Source organism: Sphingobacterium sp. UBA1897, from assembly GCF_002337775.1.
GTDB classification, from domain to species: Bacteria; Bacteroidota; Bacteroidia; order Sphingobacteriales; family Sphingobacteriaceae; genus Sphingobacterium; species Sphingobacterium siyangense.
Map to the genome: position 1 here is coordinate 1 of NZ_DDGR01000006.1, position 21,673 is coordinate 21,673.

Genomic DNA, 21,673 nt, shown 5'->3' on the forward strand with positions numbered 1-21,673 from the left:
GTTGCTGGGGGCTATCTTTAGGGCTGGCCTGTGCAAATGTATCAATCGAAGCAAAAAGACAACATGCTCCCACCAGAAGACCATATGTTGCTTTGGAAAATTGGCGGATCGCTCTCGAGTACCCGCTTGGTTTGATGTATTGTATCATAATTTTTTTTGTTGATATGATACAAGAGTAGGTCTTTTTGATAGGCTAACCGTCCGAATGGATGCAATCGAACAAACTTCATTGTGTCGGGTTAGTTTGATTGTTTACTATGGACTTTCATATATTCTGTCGGCGTAATGCCTGTTGCTTTTTTGAAGCTGGCATAAAAGGTTGTTCTTGAATTGAAGCCTGCCCTTATTGCGATTCCAAACATATCAAGTTGCTTGGCCTCTTTGGATAATAAAAGTTTTTTCGCTTCCTCCGTGCGAAGCTCGTTGATAAACTGGTAAAAATTTTTCTCCAGTCCATTGTTTATGATGTAGGACAGATCATGCGGATTGATTCCGATATGTTCCGCGAGGGATGATAGTGTTAAAGCCGGGTCGAGATATAGCTTTTCAGCTGTTGTTTTCTGTACTAGTTTTTCTTTTAATGCGTCTACCTGTTGTGCTGTCAGCCGTTCTTCGGCTTTAACCTTTTTATGCTGCGCTTCGTTGATGAGGTTTTCTGTAGACTCAATTGTGTAAATTGACCGTTGTGTTAGCGTTGCGTACCCAAGTGCCATTGTGCCCATAAAATATAAAATTGGGGCGACAGCACTAAAAACTAAATGAACCATAGCCAGCAGACGGGCAACAATCATCAATAATAGCGCAATCAATAGATACTTTAACCAAGCCATGTTTATCTTTTCCGTATAGGAAGATAGCTGGCGAATGTTTTTCTGGTGTATTTTAAAGAGGTTATAACAGGCAATCCAATAAAAGATGCATTGTGCAAAAAAGAAATATTTGATAGCAAAGATGATCCATTGCGGTAATTGAGGCAGATGGATGTGTCTATTAGAAAGGCCGGGTATTAAATAGATGATGGATAAGAAAACGAAAGCGAGGAATGGAACAAAATGTAGTCCCCAATATCGATTTTTTGCTGTTGGTTTGACCATGTAGTGAACGGCCAGGTAGAAGCAGGGGAGTGTAGCCCATCGTGGCAGTTCCAGCGTATGGATCAATCCATTGCTCTCGATATGAAAACCTTCAAGAAAAAGCTGGGTAAATAAGCATGCCATCAAATAATACCATGTTCCAAGCCACCGGTCTGTGTGGGAAAAACTGTGGTTGACACCCATAAAGATTAAGGTGCCGAGCAACAGAAATGCACCAGCTGAAAAAGCATGAAAGGTATAGAGTATATTGATCATGGACAGTCGTAAGTTATCATTGTAACGTGAATTTAAACATAATTGATCAAATGGTGCTACATCATCCATATGGGTACCCCGATCCAACCATTTACGGATAGAAGGGCGACGAGATAGCAAAAAAAGAAATTATTGAAGGCCAAAAACAGACGAAGCCATAATGGGCTCAGTCTAGACCAACGGTAATAAAGCAGCAAGCTGCTGACGGCAACCAAAATAGCAAATAGAAGCATGCCTAGAAAAATGAAAAAACTTGTTCCATTAAAAGAGGTAAATAACTCTTTATGGCTAGCATCCGTTTGTCCCATGAGACGATAAGCAGCGAGAAAACAGCATGTTCCTATTATTGGCAATAAAGGAATGCCTAGGTCTATCAGTTTCACTTTTCGAAAGAGTGTAAGAAATATGCCTATAAGGCTATAGATGAGATAAATCAAAATGGCTGTAAGTCCAAGATAGATAGGTATCTGTTGGATTAAAACTGAAACTCGAGGTACTTTGCGATAGAAACTATTGCCATAACCTTGAAAAAAAGGCTGCCCATCGGGATCTCTGGCTAATACAAAGGCGGGAAGAATATCATCTTTTAGTCGGAAGATGCCATTGCCAACATGGACAAGAGAATCGAGCTGTCCGTTTTCTTTTTTTACAACGAGTCTATCCTTACTGGTCGTCGTTAATTCAATGCCGCCAAAGATACGTCTGTAAAATTCCCAGCGTTCGTTTTTGGGATTCATAAATTGATAGTATCCGAGTAGCGGTTTAATTTTTTTGTCATCTATCGGTAGACTGATTGGTTTCTGAGGAGAAATGTCCCTTGTCAAAAATTCTTCAATAGCCTGTGAGATTGGCCACATATTGACGATACTATTGGCTGCTATTGCGTAGGCGATACCGGTTTTACGGTTAAAGAACAACCAGGATACAAAGCCTTCGCCTTTACCGTTGTGGCCCCGTAAGCTTACCTTTTTATTATTCGGGAATAAATCATTACCGAGGGCATATCCCGTCTGTAATCCAGCGTGGCTGGCCAATGTACTGTGAATAGTCTCCATTTCCTTCAGGCCGGCATTGTCCAGTAACCTGCTGTCGGCATTACCATTGAGCAGATAAAGCATAAATTTTGCCATGTCCTCAGCAGTGGATACCAAAGCGCTTCCGGCCCCATTTCCGATAGGACTATAGAATGGCATTGGTCTGTATTTCCCATTTTGAAAGTCATAGCCTGTGGCACAGCTGGGTCTATGAGCACCATCAATATCAAATAAGCTATTGTGCATGTTTAATGGTGAAAAAATCTGTTCTTTTAAATACTTATCCCAAGGCATGCCCGAAACTTTTTCAATAATATAGCCGAGTACATTATAACCAGGGTTGGAATAGGACATCATCGTTCCCGGTCTCCAGCGTACCGTAAGCGAATTGCTAACAGCTTTTATGGCCTCGATACCAATAATTGGCTTTTTTTTGCTTAAATCTACCATGCTGTTGAGTTGAACATCTTCAAAACCGGCGGTATGTTCGAGTAGGTGAACTACCCGTACCGGATCTGTAGCTTCCCAATGATTGTCAAATGGTATTTCGGGCGCGATATCACGAATACGGTCATTGAGTTTTAGCTTACCTTTAGCCACTAATTGTTGTATACCCATTGCCACGAAAAATTTGGTGACAGAGGCGAAGTGAAATTGCGTTTGATGTTCTACTGGAAGACGTTGTTTAAGATCAGCATAGCCCAGTCCACCCGAGTACAGTATACTGTCTTTTTTTACAATAGCAACCAGTAGACCGGGTATATGTTCATTCTGAATCACAGTATCTAAACGTCTATACAATTGGCTAATATTGCTGTCAGATTTTGTAGCTGTGTTTACCTGTGCTGATGCAGTAAAATAAATTGCCACAATGAACATTGCGAGATAGAAAGTTTTCAAGTTGATCATAAGCTTTTCTTTTTTTTGCAAATTAGCAATGATCTGTATTGGTCTTGTCCGTGTCCATCCAAACGGATAAATCTGTTAGGGTTACATGCGGTACAATATCGAAGCGCAATGAAAGTCGGAGGCTATAATTTGGCAGTTTTTAATGATGTTGACTTAAATTTGTACAGAAGTGAAACATCTAAGCCCTATATTATCTGGCTGATTAAATTTTATTTTGCAATGATACTTTTGTGAATTTTTGAAATAAGACACAATATAAATTCTCCTTCATTTTTTGTAGTTAAATTTTCGGTGTGCTGAAACATATTCATAAATCTAAAATTTTTACATAAATTTAAAGCTTACTTGTATTTATAATATCGATTTAATCCTTTTTAATGGCAACAATACGGATGACTTCCAGCAATATACTGACGAGCCGAACTATAACCACAATAATCTGTTTTTTTATTTTTAGCCTTAGCAATTCTTTTGCGCAATCACATGACAATTTTTTAGTGATTGGACAGCGCTATACGATAAACTCTAAAATACTTAATGAAAGGAGAAATTATTCTGTTTATTTACCGGCTTCCTATAAAAACAATATCGACAAAAAATACATCGTTGCCTATGTTTTAGATGGGGATAGGAGTAAGTTTTTGGAAGTGTCGGGGATTGCACAATCGATGCATTCAGATGCAAATCTTAAGTTGCAAATACCTGAACTTATTATTGTTTCAATAGAAAACACCGATAGAACAAAGGATTTCACTCCTACAAATTCATTGAATTATTTGGATAGAGAAGATATTACTGCATTTAAAAGTAGCGGAAAAGCGGATGATTTCATGCGTTTTATGGAGGATGAATTAATGGTAGAAATCAATAATTCTTTCAGAACCCTTCCACAAAGCATGATTATCGGCCACTCATTGGGTGGACTATTTGCGTTACATTGCCTGTTAGAAAATCCGCAGCTGTTTAGTTATTACTTACTTATCGACCCCTCATGGTTTTGGGATCATAATTATATTGGGAAAAGAAGTAAAGAAGTATTAGAGAATCGAGTTGACCTAAAAGCTAGAATATATATTGCATTAGCCAATAATATGCAGGAGGATAAGAGGCATTATCAGTGGGGCAGTCAATTTTATAAATTACTGAAAGAGAATAAATCTCCAGATCTGAAGGTAGACTTTCGATATTTTGAAGACGAAAAGCATTTAACAGTAACAATTCCTGCTACATATTATGGCCTTCGATATCTCTTCGAGCCATATAATATTGATATAAATGAAGTAACAAAAGACCCCAATATATTGGTAAATTACAGTGCAAAAATAAAAAAGGAACTTTTCTTTGATACTAAACCGGACCAAAGTTTTGTAAATACTATTGGATATGTTGCCCTTTATGATAGGCAACTACCTGATATAGCAATTTCTATTTTTGAGCTGAATACGGAAAATTATCCGCAATCAATCAATGTATGGGATAGCTTAGCCGAGGCCTACACAGTCAGGGGATATATGGATAAAGCAAAAAAGTGTTATGAAAAAATCTTGACACTTTCTCCAACTAGTACTACCGCAAAAACTAAACTTGAAGAATTAAATAACAAAATAAAACAGAGAAACTAAATGCTGGACATCGGAAAGCGAAACCAGCATTTTGTACCACTTCGCCCGCAATATATAGTGTATATTGGGCTTAAGTATTAACATTTCCCGATTGAAAAGTAGCAGTTAATAATTCAATTAAAAGATTGGGAATACTATCCACCTACAGTCGGCGCTTTGCCAAATTTCTTCTTAAAGGCGGAAGAAAAATGGGACAGGGTCTCGAAACCAAGATCGAGATAGATAGCTGATGGTTTTTTGTTTTTTCTTTCAATTAAATGCCGTGCTTCATTCAGCCTTTTATCCTGTAACCACTTACGTGGCGGCATCCCGAAGGTTTTCTGAAAATCTCTTTTATATCCTGAAAGGCTTCTTCCGGTGAGTTGTGCAAACTTTTCAATAGGGACATTGAAATGAAAATTGCTCAGCATAAATTTTTCTAGATCCATCTTATAAGGCGCTGCGAAATCAAACAAAAAGTTACGCAGTGCCGGAACAGCTATCAGTATCAACTTGATTCCCTCTTTCACCTTTAAAAGTCCCATTTCGTCAGTCATTTCATGACCAGCGCTTCGCGCATAGGGAATGACCGACTGGAAATAACCTTTGATAAACGCATTATTGGGGAGGCATATGTTCGGAAGGCCAGTGTATTTACCCTGAGCTTCCATTTTTTCCTCTAGTGCTATCTGACGCATCAGATCTTCTTGCAGTGATATGACGATAGTTTCATAGTGACCACTTGGCCCGGGGGTTTTAGTCAAGGTTCCCAGCTGATTTTTGTGAATGAGCAATACTTCCCCGGCAGATATGTTTACATGCTGCTCAGCTGTTTCCAGAATCATCTGGCCCGAGACCTGTAATACCAGGGTATGGTGGTTCCAGACGCATGCTTTCTCTTTCTTCAGAAAAGAAAGGTAAGAATAGAATATCACGCCGGGAAGTATTTCTGCTGGACTTTCCATTTATCTTTGTAAATAAGTGCCGCCTTTGATAGCACCTATTGCAAATGTAGTGTTTAAAATATTCATCTCCTCTGGGGTAAATACAATTTCCATCGCAGCAATATTTTCGGGTAGTCTTGATCTGCGGCTCATACTCACCAATGGCATGATATTGTCGCCCTGTTCTTTTACCCATGCAATCGCAAGTTGTGTAGGGGTGACATTTTTACGTTGAGCAATTTCTTTTAATACTTCCACTTTCTCAAGATTATGGATCAGGTTATTTCCCTGAAAACGGGAAAAGTGATTTCGATGGTCATCCGCAGGAATTGGCGCTTGTAGGTTACCGGTTAACAATCCTTCTGCCGTATTGGCAAATGCCACGACACCGATCCCTAATTCTTTAGCCGCAGGCAACAGCTCATTTTCGATCTGACGGTCAGCCAAAGAATAACCGATTTCCAGTGCACTGATGGGATAAATGCTGTTGGCTTTACGGAGCTGATCGGCGGTTATTTCCGATACGCCGATATGACGTACTTTTCCTTGATCTATCAGGTCGGCAATCGTTCCGATGATGTCTTCTATTGGCACACTGCCATCCATTCTACAGGGTTGATATAAGTCGATAGTTTCAATGCCCAGACGGGTCAATGAATAGTTGACAAAATTCTTGATCGCTACAGGACGGAGATCCAAACCGATCCATTGGCCGTTGTGGAAGATAGCACCAAATTTGACACTGATGAAAGCATCATCCCGCCTTCCCTTAATGGCTTTGCCAATAAGCATTTCGTTGTGGCCTGCACCATAAAAATCTCCCGTATTCAGGAAGTTGATCCCGCTGTCCAAAGCTTGATGGATGGTTGCAATACCTTCAGTTTCATCGGGAGTTGGGCCACCCCATATTGATGACATCCGCATACATCCCAGACCAAGCTTTGAAACGGAGGGGCCGTTTTGACCCAATTGAATTTTAGTGATTTTTGACATTTGATTGATTTAATTTTATTATCCAAAGGTCTTGATTTAATAACCATATTGCTTTCTTCTACGGCTCAATTTACTTGTCTGTATGGTTCATCTGTTCCTGAATTGAATGGTCATTGGTTTTCGAATCCAGACAGCCCATGTTAATCAAGATCACTGGTCAACAAATTGATCGTGTCAAAATTCCATTTAAAACCCTTCGTTTTTTGGCATATTTTCCTATCTCTGATTAACACCTTCAAAGTTTTCGGCGCTCGGCGCCATAATATAAAAATTAACTGAACTGTTTGCGAATTTGTAATGGTATGTGTACATGAGCAAATCACATAGACCTCTTAGTGGAGGTAAATTAGTTTGGCCAACTATTAGTAATACTGGAATTATTTAGACGGCGACTTTCGTACACGGACCAATTTTTTGCCTGCAATTAATAAAAACTTCGAAATTGCTTACTATTTTTACAGGAGGAGAGAGTGTGTGAAAGATAGTAACCTTTTAAAATAGATTTATTAATGAACAAACTTTTATTATTTTTCTGCATTTTCTTGTTTTCAGTTCACTCTTTTGCACAACAAAGTAATAGCCTCCGTAAAGAACTTCATCAAATCATTGCAACAAAGAATGCAACAGTCGGTATTTCAATGAAGGGAATTGAAATCAAAGACACATTAAGTATTAATGGACATTTAAATGCACCATTAATGAGTGTGTTTAAATTTCATATCGCCTTGGCGACCTTGAACTTGGTTGATCAGGGTAAACTTTCTTTATCACAGAAATTTTTTATTAAAAAAGAAGATCTGCACGCAAATACCTGGAGCCCAATTCGGGACGAATTTCCGAACGGAAATATGGATTTAACTTTGGACCAACTATTACGATATACCGTTTCGCACAGCGACAACAATGGTTGTGATATTCTTTTAGACTTGATTGGAGGTCCGGAAACCGTCCAAAAGTTTATCCATAAACAAGGAATAAAGGATTTTACCATTAAAGTCAATGAACAAGAAATGCGAATTTGGGAGAATCTATATATCAATACAACAACGCCATTAGCGTCCACCGAATTATTGGAGAAGTTTTGTGCAGGACAGGTTCTTGAAAAGAACACTACAAATTACCTCTATCAACTCATGGTAGAATGTTCGAGAGGCCTTACTTGGATGAAAGCAGGGCTTCCCGAAGGAACAGAATTAGCGCACAGAACTGGAATTTCAGATAGAAATGAGAATGATTTAAGAGCAGCGATGAACGATGTAGGTATTTTTAAACTTCCCAATGGAAATCACATCGTTCTTTCTGTTTACTTAAAAGATATCACCGAAGAACGAGAGGTCACTGAAAAAATTATTGCCGACATAACCAAATCTATCTGGAATTACTATACGAAAAAATAAATATTTATCCAATGACAGTTTGACCTCTACCCGAATTTTGAGATATCAAGATATAGGAGCAAATAAAAAGTGATTATTTAATATGGCACAGGAGATAAAATATAGAAGGAAAGCAATCGCCCGATAAGACCAAAAAGCTGCGACTGAAGGAATCGCTCCCGATACTACTAATAAAGTTTAAAGTGTTACACTTTTGTTCAATAATTGATTAGTTCGTGGTAATTTTTCTGGAGTATTTCTATCTTAACCTAACAATTAACCACTTATAGATCAACTATGAAATCATTTATTTTGCCATTTTTATGGCTATGTTTTGTCGCGTGTAACAAAATAGCACCTTCAAAGGAAGAAGCTGAATTTCTAAAATCAGCAAACTCGACTGTCCAAGCTAATTTAAGCACAGCAGTAACAACTTATCCTTTGCCCAGCGGTCTACCAAATCAGTACAAGTCAACGGCCTTTACAGTTAGTGCGGGTGGAAATCCAATCGGTCTATATAACGCGGGAAATAACAGCTGGGGCAATAGCGTTAGTTATGGTTACTTTGATTTCAGCGGTACTGTATCAATATCGATTACCCCTTCCAGCGGCTTCAGCAGCTTCAAATTAGTGCCTTCATCATTGGGTATCACAGGGGTGAGATCCGGCAATACGATTACTTTCACACTCTCTCAGCCGACCAATATATCACTTGTATTAGACAATGATTACCAAGGAAAGGTACTTCATTTATTTGCCCAGGAGCCAGAAAGTGATATTCCAGTAGCGACAGATCCCAATGTCTTGTATTATGGTCCGGGATATTACGATTTGAGCTCGCAGCCGCCACTAACTTTGAGTTCCGGAAAAACCCTATATATCGGTGGCGGAGCCGTTATCAGAGGAAGAGTAAAAATAGATAATGCGTCAAATGTGACAATAAGGGGTAGGGGCGTTCTGCTCAACGATTACAACAGTCCCACGGATGATATAGCCCTGGCATTGGGCGCAGTAAGCAACTCGACTGTGAAAGATATCATTGTCAATAGAAACATAGGAAGCTGGACTTCTGCCATGCACAACTGTTCTTTTGTAAATGTAACTAATTATAAAGCTGTCAGCCCATATTTTGCCAGTTCCGATGGATTTAATATCAACAGCAGTCACGATATCACTTTTGATAAATCTTTTATCCACTCTGCAGATGATGCAGTCGCCATCAAAGGAATGTCGGATCAAATTCCCGCAAATTCACTGCCTGTCTATAATGTAATCTACAAAAATGCACAATTATGGGCTGATGCAAATAACACCATCGGTATCGGCGCTGAATCACGCGCAGCCTATTTTCAGAATATTAAGTTTCAAAACATAGATATCCTATATAATTACGATGACAAAAATCATCCGGATGTTCTCCCTGACCGTTCCGCTATCAATATTTTCGCCTTACATGGCACCTACTTTAATGATATAACCTTTGAAGACATCCGGGTAGAAAGAGCAAAAAGACTAATAAATATTCAGATGGATGAAACATTTTATTTTGGTTCGTTGACCGGAAACTGGAATTGGCCTGGAGCAATCACAAATATTCTTTATAAGAATATTACATCCACATCCGGGGGTAGTAACGAAATCAAATTGATCGGTTGGAATGATAGCCATCGTATTGAAGGAGTGACGCTAGAAAATGTTAAGATTAACGGTAACTATGTTAAAGATTTTAAAGATAGCCATTTGACCATGAATCAGTATGCGAATTCGGTTAAGATTATCAATCCATCCGGAACAGTTAATAGCGATGTCTATAATGCATCGACCGATTTTTCGCTGGTACAAGGAACCCGCAGGTGGTACTATAAATACTGGCAGGCCGGTATAGGTACAAATTTGATGAGCTGGAATCCGGACGGATCAAATCATTGGCGCGGTTCGGGTAGTTATGACGCCATATGGAACGGTAGCGGTAACCTCTATATTCATCCCGATAATAGCCAGCCGATACTTGTTTGGAATGCGCCAAAATCGGGTACCGTAAAAATTACCGGATTGGTTCGTAAAAATGACATCGGGGGAGGGGATGGTGTCAACGTGAGTATTTGGAAAAATAATGTAATGATATGGCCTTCAGGTAGCTGGCAAACTGTTGTTTACAATAATACCACTGGGTTTTGGCATGATATTAATGTGCCTGTCACCTTTGGCGACGAATTATCCTTTCGTGTGGATCGGCGTTCCAATTCAGGCTGGGATACCACATACTGGAATCCAGAAATTGCATATCAATAAGCATTTTTGCTATCCATTTCAATCGTGAGGATTGAAATGGATAGTGATTATTTAGCCTTTCTATAGTGGCTTGGCGTTATACCAAAGAAATCCTTAAACTGCTTGCTAAAATAGTTTGCATTGGAATAACCTAACTTATATGCAATTTCAGAAATGCTAAAAGATGGGTCTTTTAATAAGGTTTTAGCATAATCAAGTTTGACTTTAATAATGAAATCAGTAGGAGTGAGATCTGTTATTTTTTTTAGCAATATATACAATTGGGTTCTGCTAATGCGCATTTCTTGCGCTAGTTGATGGACAGAAAAATTATTCTCCGCAATGTTTCTAACGATAATCTCTTGCACTTTTAAAATAAAAGTTTCCTCCTGAGAGTTTGCTTCTTCTTTAATACGTAAAGGCTCCGCCTGACTGTAGTAATGGCGTAGCGTAGCTTTATTTTTTAATAAACTACCCATTTTAGCCAGTAGCTCCTGCGTGCTGAAGGGTTTATTGATATAGCCATTTGCCGCTAATTCATAGCTTTTGATTTTATTGGCAATCGTATCATAAGAAGTCATTAGGATAATCGGGATGTGTTTGGTCTTCGGGTTACTTTTCAAATGCTTGCATAATTCATATCCATCCATGATGGGCATCATAATATCGCTGATCACCATGTCGATCGGATTATTCCTAATATATTCTAAAGCTTCCTGTCCATTGTGAGCGATGATGACATGATAGGATTCCAGTAATTTATTCTTAAATAGTTCTGCCAGATCAGTATGATCTTCTACCAGAAGAATTTTATGCGTATTACCTTCTGACGGAATATCAAATCTTATTTGGCTGTTATCAGTGTAAATAACGTCGTCTATGAGCTCAATTGTAGCATTTAATTCGAGATCAGGGTCATCCGGAAGCTCGGATACAAAATTATCCACCGGTATAGTGAGTGTAAATTGTGTTCCAGCTTCAATGCTGCTCTTTACATCAATCTGTGCGTTTATGCGCTTTGTGAGACCTACAACCAGAGCTAGACCAATACCATTATTGTCATAATAATTGCCGGTTGACTTTTGTCTGAAATAAGGTTCAAATATTTTTTCAATCTGGTCCTGTGGTATATAACTGCCCGTATTGCTTACATGAATAACAACTTCATTGGTATCTTTTGAAACGCATAGTACAAGAGCTATCTGGCCACCCACCTCACAGTTTTTAAACGCATTGCTCAGCAGGTTGCTGATTATTTTTTCCAGTTTATCGAAGTCGAGGTCGACATTTACTTCTGTTGATGGGTTTTCAAATCGATATTTAATGTTTTTACGGTCGAATAAAGGCGCAAACATCGAAAAGATATTTTGACAAAAGATGACTAGGTCTCCGTTAATGGTATTTAATGGCAAATTACTGCTTTCAATTTCTCTAAATTCCATTAATTGACTTATCAGGAACGTAAGCCGTTTGATATTTTTTTGGGAGATTTCATATTCCTTGATGTTTTCAATCTTATGATTGGAAAAAAGGTCTTCCTGTATCGCCATAATAATAGCTAAGGGAGTCTTAAGTTCATGAGACATATAGGTGAAAAAATCAAGCTTACTTTTATTCAGTTCCTCTAATTTAGACGTTTCTACTTCGGCTAGTTTTATCTTCAAGATTTTCAAATGCCGTCTTTTTAAGAACTTTCTAAATAGGATGAGGGCCACAATCACCAATGCTCCATATACCCACAACATAATATCGCTCAACAGGAAATGGGGTTTGATTTTGATCAGCATTTTTTTTGTAGCAATGATATTATTGTTCAGATCTACTAACTTAATATGGAGTTCGTAATTTTTTGGTTTTAAGGAAGTAAAAGTTATTGTTCCTGAAGCTTTCGAAAGCTCATACCAACGTTTGTCAATGTCTTTTAAAGTATAAAATATGCGATAGTTTTCGCGGCTTTGCGGATCGAAATTTACTTGGTTCACCTCAATAGAAATCATATTTTGATCATAAGGGAGCACAATTTCATTCGTATGATCAATGCCTTTTTCAAAATACTTTTTGTTCCTAAGTTGGCTGATATTAAATATTTTAAAATCAGAAAAGTAGAGTAAAGGTTTATGTGTTGGACGTGGGTCTAACTGTGGCGCCTTAAAAAAACATATTCCGTCAACAGACCCAAAGTATAAGGTGTCATTGTAATAGTAGGCAGAACGTTCGTTAAACCAGGATGTGTTTAAACCCCAGCTGACATTAAAATTTTTAATGGTCCGGTCTGTATCAACACAGTACAAGCCATTTGTTGTTGATAGCCAGTACCGCTTCAGGTTGTCTTTCTTGATACCATGTATTTGAACATTGATTTTTCCTCGACCAGGATAAGGAAGTAGATGACCATCTCTGTCAATAAAATAAAGGTAGTTTTGCTTTGTTCCTAAAAGGACATTTTCTCCATCAAGGAGCATCGAAAGAAATTGTATCCTATTTCCCTTATTCAGCTCTTTCTTATATATTTTAGTTGTCTTTTTACTCCAATCATAACAGATGATCTCATCGAGGCAGCAAATCCATATCAGATGATCGTTTACCATGATGTCATTTATCGTCGAGCTCGTTTTAAGTAGAGTTGTAAAATTATCTTTATGGCGGTCATATATGCTTACAAAACCATCTGTCCCCACAAGTAGATAATCCTTGTTGAAGTTTCGGATGGAGAATATTCTATTATTCGGTAAAGATGACGCGATGTTCTTATCATATTCATAATGCTTGATTTTGCTTCCCTGGTCAGCTAAACAGTATAAACCGTTTGATTCAGACCCAGCCCAAATATTTCCCTGAGCATCTTCTTCCAGTGATATGATATTATCACTGATTTTGCTTTTTTCCTGATTAAACCTTTTTATTACCTGTGATTGTCCATTGTATACATTTATCCCGATGGCGTTGGTTGCAACCCAAAGCTGTTTTTTTGATGACATGAGAATATTGTTGATTACGATTCCACGGGCTCTTCCGGGATTGGTGACGTGTAAAAAATCTAACCATGAATCATTTTTCGAGAGACAGAATGCTCCATTAAAATAAGTCCCCAATATCATGTCATCAAACTTACTTTTGTAGATTGCGCAGACTGTAGAATTAAGTTCATTGTCAAAGTTCTCTATTAACATCCGATATTCTGTATACTGGTTGATATAATCAAATACAGCTACACCTTTGTTATGACCTATCCAAAGTCTGCCCTCTGCGTCTTCGGCAATACTACATACATTTTGAATCTGTGCGGGTTGCGGTAGCTGCGCCTTAAATTTATTTTGGATGGGATCGAAGCGCAGTATACCGTGTCTTTTTGTTCCTACCCAGATCAGATTTTTGTTGTCACAGTACAGCGAGGTGATGAGCACATCCCTGTCGTAGCTCTCGGCGAAATTAAAACTGGCTAAAACATTCCCTTTTTTGTCACATTTAGCAACGGTGGTGAAGGTAGCTCCCCATAGGTTACCTTGATTATCCGCCTGAATCCTATTAAAATATACATCGTTATTGAGTATAGAAATTTTTTGTTCATCCCATTTGTATAACGTGTTGTTGCAGAGTATTACTACAGCATCTATTGTCAAGGCCAAGGCTTTCGACGTATTATGCAATTCGGCTTTGATCAATAGCTTATAATTATTACTTGTGAAATCATAGCTATATATGCCATTATCGGCAGCGATGATCATTTCCTGTTTAAATGACTTAATTTCGATGATTTTGCCCGGTTGAAAAATAGAGTCACTCATCGACTTTGGATTACCCATTATGTGGGCGCCATCATATAAGTTGATGCCATCGCTCGTTCCTATCCAGACACGCCCAATAGGGTCTTCCGAGATTGCGGTTACCCGATTTGAGAGTAGGCCATTTTCTTGTGTCAGCTTATTATATTTTCTGATATGCTGTGCATCCAGCGATAGACAAATAAACAGTAGATAACAAAATATGAAAAACGTTTTTAGAGTCATTTTCTTTAGGCTTTGCTTATTTATCAAATAAACAACTATGTATAGATTAATAAATATAATATCGTTTATTTAATTGTAATATCGTTCAGTTTCTCAAAAAAAAATGATGAAAAATTAAATTCATCCATATTTAAACCATATTATCTTTTTTAGTTGGAATAACTCCTTATTTTCGGGACGATGTTACAGATCATACCTTGTTTTGTTGCATCAGATAACCAATAACCAAATTTTTGAAAGAGATGAACCGAAAAAAATTAAACCGTAGTCTGCTCTATTTTCTCTTTGTTTTTATACTAGAGCCACCTCTCGTTCATGCGGCTTGGAGAACAAAAGCTATTTCTATTGACCGATATCGCGAACAGGAAATCCGCAGCGGGCGTGTCCTTGACACGCAAGGAATTCCACTTGTTGGTGCAAATATCAAAATAATGGGAACGCAGACAGGCACCAAGACCGATAGTGAGGGACGGTTTAGTATTAACGTTCGTTCTGGACAGAGTCTGCAAGTCTCATTTTTGGGTTATAAACAGACTGTTGTTCAGGTCGAATCTGGCGTGGGAGAAATAATGGTCAAACTCGAGCAGGACAGTTTTGGACTACAAGATGTCGTTGTAGTAGGATTTGGAAAACAAAAAAAAGTAAATCTCACGGGGGCCGTCACATCTGTCTCAATGGCTGATATAGAAAGCCGTCCTATCACAAATGCTTCTATGGCGCTAGCTGGAAAAGTGGCCGGACTGCAAGTAACTCAAAGTTCAGGACAGCCAGGTGCTGATGGCGGTACACTAACGATCCGCGGGATCGGTACATTGAACAATGCATCACCTTTGGTTATAATAGACGGGTTTGAAGCAGCAATTAATGATGTAGATCCCAAAGATATCGCCTCCATATCCGTACTAAAAGACGCTGCATCGGCATCCATATATGGCAATAAAGCGGCTAATGGTGTTATTTTGATTACGACAAAAAGGGGGCAGGAAGGAAAACTGAAAATAAAATATGATGGATACGACGCAGTCCAACAAGTGACGCGGTATCCAAAATTGTTGAATTCCTATGATTATCTAACGCTACTGAATGAAGCGAAAATAAATTCAGGTTTCCAGCCGCAGTATGACGATGAATATATAAGCCATTATAAAGATATTAAAGACCCTGTGCGCTATAGGGATTACAATTGGGCAGATTTCTATTTTAAGCCTGCATTACAGCAAAACCATTATTTACAGCTTAGTGGCGGCAAGGAAAATATTGTTTATGCCATTTCCGCAGGATACCTCAATCAAAAAGGTATTGTTGAGGGGACAAATTACGATAGATATAATTTCCGATTCAACACCCAGCATTCATTTTTAAACAATAAAGCACATCTGGGGCTTACTGTGTCGGGCTATATTGGCAAGACAAAAGACCTGATCGAAGGAGCTGGAGCAACGATTGCCCGGATTACCCAAATGGCGCCGTTTGTAATCCCAAAAATAGAAGGTTACGGATGGACCGATTGGTTCTATAGCGATGCAATTAAAGAAGCAGGGGGAGGGCAGACCTTTGATAATAGCAATTTAAATACAATCGCCAATTTGACTGTTAACCTTACGCCCCGGCTCACATTTGAAAGTGCATTGAGCTATGTGACCAATAATGATCGGCAGCTCTCTTATGCGCCAAATGTAGATCTATTTCTGATTACCAGGGCCGCCGACGGAACCAGCATCATTGGAAAAAACAATTCTAGAGAATCTTCCATTAGCAAAAGCTCAAATAAATATGGTACTATTTCCAGCTGGGCAAACCTCAATTATGCTTATGACTTGGCAAAAGATCATCATTTTAAAGCCCTGGTAGGTTTTCAGCAATTTCAATGGAAAGGCAATTATTTCCAGACATCAATCAGGCGGCTGTCCGCCAATCTGCCTTACTTTAGTGTGGGCGACCCTTCCTCTGCCAAAAATAATGATTGGGGAAGTAAGGAAACCTCCATTGGATTTTTCGGAAGGTTAAATTATGATTATAAGGGCAAATATCTATTTGAGGGCAACTTGCGGTACGATGGCGCTTCCAAGTTTGCACGAGGCCATAAATGGGGGACATTTCCTTCATTTTCTGCTGGATGGCGTCTATCCCAAGAACGTTTTTTCAAGAATATTACCTTCGTTCAGGATCTAAAGATAAGGGGATCCTGGGGGATACTCGGCAACCAAAATATTGGCAACCCTTATGCTGGTGCTGATATATTAGCATTGGGAGGAAGGCAGAACAACTATATTTTTAATAATATCGACAACGTAGGCGCTGCCGTCTCGGTGATCGCCAACAAGGGGCTTACCTGGGAACAGACGACACAGACTAATATCGGTATTGATCTACAGATTTTTAAGGATTTTAGTGTAACAGCCGACTACTATATTAAAAATACAAGTGCTATTCTGCTACAACTGCCTATTTCCAGTACCTTCGGTTTTACAGAAGTCCCCTTTCAGAATGCTGGTAAAATGCGCAACAAAGGACTTGAGGTGGCGCTGGGATACCATAAGAAAATCAATGAATGGCTCTTCAAGGCCAATGTAGCCGTCGCCCACAATCAGAATCGTGTCACTGATCTGAAGGGAATGAGTCCAATTATTTTCGACGGTGCAATATTAAAAGAAGGCGTAGAGTCCACTTCGTTATTTGGATACGACACCGAAGGTATATATCAGAGTGAAAGTGAGATTCAGCAGCACCTCCGGACCTTCGATGAGGATGGGTATTCCTTGTTAAATTCATACGCAGGCCTGCGAGCTCAACCCGGAGATGTTAGGCTGAAGGATCAGAATGGTGATCGTATTATAAATGATAAGGATAAAGTGGTTTTGGGGCACACTTCTCCAGATTATATATTTTCTGCAGACCTTAATGTTCAATACAAGGCTTTTGAGCTGCGTACTCTTTTGGAGGGTACACAGGGGGGCAGAGGATGGAGTGCAGGACAGCTCGTTACACCATTTTTTAACGGTGGGTATAATGGGGCTAGTTGGCTTATGGACAGGTGGACACCTGAGCAGCCCAATAATACCTATCAACGTGTTTACTTTGACAATCAACGGAGCAATTTAAAGTCCAGTTATTTCGTAGAAGACCTCTCATACATTCGGGTCAAAAACATAGAATTCAGTTACAGCCTGGCTGATCAGGCACTTCGTAGGCTTTCGATCCACGGCTGTAGATTTTTTATAAGCGGACAAAATCTGCTGACTTTGACAAACTATAAAGGTTTTGACCCTGAAGCTTCGGGCAATCCGAGAGAAGGGACAAGGATCGGAAACTATCCACAAGTAAAAACCTACACCGTTGGCGTGAATTTGACATTCTAAACTAATCGACATGAACTCAAAACTATTGCTTTATATATTTATTATTTCAGGAATGCTATCCGCTTCCTGCCAAAATTATCTGGATACGGTACCCGAGGACAAAGTAACCCCTGAAAGCTTTCTGACAGGAGCGGAGCAAGCTAACACGCTATTAAACGGAGTATACAATCAATTGTACTATGACAGTCCTGATAAGATGGTTCCTTATGTTTACGACAATATGAGTGATAATTCCTTCAATTCGCATTCCTGGGATCCTGCGCCACAATTTGCGTCTGGTACACAGACGGGTGACAGTGATTTCACATTGGTCAAATGGAAATATAACTTTAGAGGTATCTCACGTGCAAATTCATTGCTCAAAGGGCTCGCTGGTGCAGATGCGATCGCTAATTCGGAAAAGGCTAAAATAAGTGCTGAAGCGCGTTTTTTAAGAGCGTACTACTATTTTGACCTGGTCTGTTTTTATGGGGAGGTACCCATTTTAGACGAACAGACCGTTTTAAACAATCCCGAACGGGGCAAATTGGATGCGGTACTATCGTTTATAAACAACGATCTTGATTATGCCATAGACCAGCTTCCGGTCGCGTTAGGAGGAGAGCGTGCATCCAAAGGTGCTGCTTTGATGTTGAAACTTCGGGTGGCCGAATGGATGAACAAGCCCGAGCTTGTCATTTCCCTGGCCCAAAAGATACAAAAACTGGGTTATCAACTGTATTCTAATTACTTCGAGCTTTTTCAGCCAGCCGGTATTGAGCAAAAAGATAACCCTGAGATTATCTTTAAGATCAACTATGCCAAAGATCTGCAGAGCAGCGAGGTTTCTAAAATTTTTGGAAATTGGAACAACTTTACGCCGACTCTCCAGATGGTTGATAGTTATTATACTATGAATGGATATCCAATCCGTGACATCCGTACCACCAATGGTGCATTTATTGCAGGCGATCCTAGTTATAATAAAGACCGCCCTTTTGACAATCGTGATCCGCGGTTGCAGCTCTCCATTGTTGTTCCCGGTTCCGAGTTTAGGTTAGATGGCCAAGGTTGGTATCAGGCACATTACGTACCGGCCAACTGGGATGTCGCCACATCTTTTACAGTCCGTAAGTTTGTTGACCCCTATCTCAAAACATTGACCAATGAAACTACAGATCGAATTGTAATGCGCTATGCAGAAGTGTTGCTTGCCTGGGCTGAGGCAGAGAATCAGCTTCATGGCCCGACAGCTCAAGTTTACGAACTGCTCGACAGAGTAAGATCACGTGTTGGGATGGTGAAAGTATCTCAAGCGATGCCAAATATTTCCCAAGCCGTTATGACAGAAGTAATTCGCAATGAGAGACGTGTAGAGCTTTTTGCGGAGGGAAGGCGATGGTTTGATGTTCGACGTTGGAAAATTGCCGAAACCGTTATGGTCGATGCATTGGGTTATGATAAATCCAAGCTTTCCTGGTATTCGGACGGCAACATTACAACCTACTGGCAGTATATCCCTATTGTCGTTGACCGTAGGTCTTTTAATCCCAACAGAGATTATCTCTGGCCGATACCGAATGAAGAGCTCAATGCTAACCCCAATATTAAACAGAACTCAGGATACTAATCGTTCAATTATCGTAAAACTGAAACGAATGAAAACACAATATATCTATTTTTTCATACTCCTATTATTCATGTCCTGTACAGAAAAAATAGAGTATGTTAACCCTACTTGGGTACAACAGCTGTTACCGATGAATAGCACACAAATAAAAATTGATTATTTTGACAATGAGACGATGCAGGAATTCAGCTGGGTACAGCGGGAGGGAGCGACCTACACTTTGATGTTGGACGTTGACGAGAATTTTTGCAATCCAATTCGATACGAAGTGGGAGCAAAAGCCAGCTATAAAATTACCAATCAGGAATTTTTGGATGATCTGAAGAAATTAAACCCATCATTTAAAAATTCAGGTCGTTTCTTTTGGAAGATAGAACAGCGAAATCAAGGAAAAGTCGAGAGCGTATGGCGCTATTTTGATGCTTTGGTTTCAGTATCCAGCTTTGTCGACCCCCGGGATCAAGAACATTATAAGGCACTACAATTTGTCTTGCCCGGAGGCAAACTTGTTACGATGATGTCGGAGAACCTTAGGGCAAAAGTATATGCAGACGGTACAGCCCTTCCGCTACCTCGAAAACTAGCTCCAAATGACAGTCCAGCTGCTATTCGTAATATTGCCGGTGGATTTTATCCATGGGGCACAGTCGTCCGTGATGAAGCCATCGCACGGGAGAAAACCCTGGCTGGCAAACATATTCAGGGCATTTGCCCTGATGGCTGGCATGTTCCTGCGTTAGCAGAGTGGAAAGAAGTCATCAATTACCTCGGACCAAACTCAGGTAATAAAGTCAAAAATCCGCAGTTCTGGATTCAAAATGGAGCAATTACAGATGAGGTCAAATTCAATATTGTGCCCTCGGGATTTTATTGGAATGAAGGACTTACGTTTCTCACCGATCCGGGGACTATGTGCGGATTCTGGACTTCGTCGCCGGCTTTAAAAGGATATCAATATTCTTGGGAAACACTTTCAGCGGACCGCGCGGGTGAAGCATCAGCTGTGATTATTTACAATGATCCCGGTAATCCGGATATCAACACACAATCAAGGAGCAGCGCAGGCGGAGGTAATTTCCACTACAATGTACGTTGTATCATGAACTAAATTTAAGTTAGCCATTATGAAAAATAAAATATATATCAGTTTCGTTTTCCTTAGCATCAATCTGTTTTTTTCCTGCAAAAACGATAATGAATTTTATGAGGTCGGTTTTCAGCCGACTATATTGCTCAAACCGGTGGCAGATTCACTGGTTATATTAGATAAGAATAATCCAAGCATGCTGGTCGGATTCGAGTATTTTTCAAAGAGACCCTATATAGATTACAATCTCCTTCTTGCTGTAGATCCCGCACTGACCACTGAAAGAAAAGTGATATCTGCCGGAGTAGGTGAAAAATATTTTTTGACTCACTTTGTTCTGGATTCGCTGATGAATACGATGCATTTTAAATTAGGTGAACAAGGAGATATTTATTGGAAAGTTGAAGCTAAAAATTCCGAGTTCAGCACGACCGATGAGGTACGACGCTTAAAAGTACAGCGGTTTAAATAACGGTTAACCATAAACTTAAAAATAGAAATTATGAATAGAAAGTATATTCCAAAGGTGCTCTTATTCTTCATTGGCTCAGTTTTATTGGCCGGGATTCTAACAGGCTTTAAATGGATGTCTGATCAAAATGATGAAAAGATAACGATCATTATGTTTGGTGATTCGATTACCAAAGGGGGAGATTGGGCAACATTATTAGGACGTAGCGACGTCAAAAATAGCGGTTTCCCTGGGTTTACCACCTCACATCTGGTCTGGCTATTAAAAGAAAACGTTATTGATTTAAAACCTCGCGTATGTTTTCTCGAGGGCGGTATTAATGATATCGGTGTGGGGATCCCTTTGGAACGTACCAAGAGCAATTACCGTTCGCTCATAGATGGGCTGAAAGAACATCAGATTGTACCCGTCGTCCAGTCTATTCTGTATCAGCAGGATAATCCGGAGAGTAAGGTGCAGGTCGATAGCCTCAACAGCTATTTGAATGCCTATTGTCAAAGCAAAGGAGTTTACTATTTAGATTTAAATACCAAACTTAGTTCGCCTGCAGGCCTCAAGGCTAAGTACACTACTGATGGCACTCATATCAACCAAGAAGCTTATGGGATATGGGCGACCGAAGTCAGGAATCTTTTAAAATCTATATTATAGTATTGATCTTA

At 39.4% G+C, this 21,673-nt stretch carries 13 protein-coding genes; 8 read left to right on the plus strand and 5 right to left on the minus strand.

The window, feature by feature from the left end; genetic code table 11:
• Nucleotides 1-239: 239 nt before the first annotated feature.
• The gene (locus tag B4N43_RS04280; protein ID WP_286732993.1) at nucleotides 240-1,418 is read right to left on the minus strand and encodes a helix-turn-helix domain-containing protein; all 1,179 of its coding nucleotides are present in this window, start codon (nucleotides 1,416-1,418) and stop codon (nucleotides 240-242) included.
• Entirely contained in the window at nucleotides 1,406-3,292 is a 1,887-nt protein-coding gene (locus B4N43_RS04285) for a serine hydrolase domain-containing protein (RefSeq protein ID WP_286732996.1), read from the minus strand. Before B4N43_RS04285 ends, B4N43_RS04280 begins: the two co-directional genes overlap by 13 nt.
• A gap of 497 nt (nucleotides 3,293-3,789) precedes the next feature.
• Here B4N43_RS04285 and B4N43_RS04290 point away from each other — a divergent pair, with 497 nt between their 5' ends.
• A complete protein-coding gene (locus B4N43_RS04290) occupies nucleotides 3,790-4,914 on the plus strand; it encodes an alpha/beta hydrolase-fold protein (RefSeq protein ID WP_286732999.1) in 1,125 nt (374 codons plus the stop codon).
• A gap of 134 nt (nucleotides 4,915-5,048) precedes the next feature.
• Here B4N43_RS04290 and B4N43_RS04295 read toward each other — a convergent pair whose 3' ends face one another.
• Together B4N43_RS04295 and B4N43_RS04300 are read right to left on the minus strand one after the other, a co-directional pair.
• Nucleotides 5,049-5,858, minus strand: a complete 810-nt coding sequence (locus B4N43_RS04295) for a helix-turn-helix domain-containing protein (protein WP_286733001.1) — start codon at nucleotides 5,856-5,858, stop codon at nucleotides 5,049-5,051.
• Nucleotides 5,859-6,830: an aldo/keto reductase gene (locus tag B4N43_RS04300; protein ID WP_120333831.1), complete on the minus strand. Its 972-nt coding sequence runs from the start codon at nucleotides 6,828-6,830 to the stop codon at nucleotides 5,859-5,861.
• Between the two features lie 509 nt (nucleotides 6,831-7,339).
• Between B4N43_RS04300 and bla the strand changes: the two genes are divergently transcribed.
• Nucleotides 7,340-8,227, plus strand: a complete 888-nt coding sequence (bla, locus tag B4N43_RS04305) for a class A beta-lactamase, subclass A2 (RefSeq protein WP_120333830.1) — start codon at nucleotides 7,340-7,342, stop codon at nucleotides 8,225-8,227.
• Between the two features lie 276 nt (nucleotides 8,228-8,503).
• Entirely contained in the window at nucleotides 8,504-10,498 is a 1,995-nt protein-coding gene (locus tag B4N43_RS04310; protein ID WP_286733008.1) for a glycosyl hydrolase family 28 protein, read from the plus strand.
• 47 nt (nucleotides 10,499-10,545) lie between these two features.
• On the opposite strand, the gene B4N43_RS04315 is transcribed toward B4N43_RS04310, so the two are convergent.
• Complete coding sequence (locus tag B4N43_RS04315; protein ID WP_286733010.1) at nucleotides 10,546-14,484, minus strand: hybrid sensor histidine kinase/response regulator transcription factor; 3,939 nt, start codon at nucleotides 14,482-14,484, stop codon at nucleotides 10,546-10,548.
• A gap of 242 nt (nucleotides 14,485-14,726) precedes the next feature.
• Between B4N43_RS04315 and B4N43_RS04320 the strand changes: the two genes are divergently transcribed.
• The 5 genes from B4N43_RS04320 to B4N43_RS04340 are packed head-to-tail and all read left to right on the plus strand — an operon-like array spanning nucleotide 14,727 to nucleotide 21,662.
• Nucleotides 14,727-17,843: a SusC/RagA family TonB-linked outer membrane protein gene (locus B4N43_RS04320; protein ID WP_286733013.1), complete on the plus strand. Its 3,117-nt coding sequence runs from the start codon at nucleotides 14,727-14,729 to the stop codon at nucleotides 17,841-17,843.
• A 10-nt stretch (nucleotides 17,844-17,853) separates the two neighbouring features.
• The gene (locus B4N43_RS04325; RefSeq protein WP_286733015.1) at nucleotides 17,854-19,452 is read left to right on the plus strand and encodes a RagB/SusD family nutrient uptake outer membrane protein; all 1,599 of its coding nucleotides are present in this window, start codon (nucleotides 17,854-17,856) and stop codon (nucleotides 19,450-19,452) included.
• A gap of 28 nt (nucleotides 19,453-19,480) precedes the next feature.
• Nucleotides 19,481-20,560: a fibrobacter succinogenes major paralogous domain-containing protein gene (locus tag B4N43_RS04330; RefSeq protein WP_286733018.1), complete on the plus strand. Its 1,080-nt coding sequence runs from the start codon at nucleotides 19,481-19,483 to the stop codon at nucleotides 20,558-20,560.
• Nucleotides 20,561-20,576: 16 nt separating this feature from the next.
• Nucleotides 20,577-21,011 carry a hypothetical protein gene (locus B4N43_RS04335; protein ID WP_286733021.1) on the plus strand — a complete coding sequence of 145 codons (435 nt, stop codon included), beginning with the start codon at nucleotides 20,577-20,579 and terminating at the stop codon, nucleotides 21,009-21,011.
• A gap of 30 nt (nucleotides 21,012-21,041) precedes the next feature.
• Nucleotides 21,042-21,662 carry an SGNH/GDSL hydrolase family protein gene (locus B4N43_RS04340; RefSeq protein ID WP_286733023.1) on the plus strand — a complete coding sequence of 207 codons (621 nt, stop codon included), beginning with the start codon at nucleotides 21,042-21,044 and terminating at the stop codon, nucleotides 21,660-21,662.
• Nucleotides 21,663-21,673: the final 11 nt, after the last annotated feature.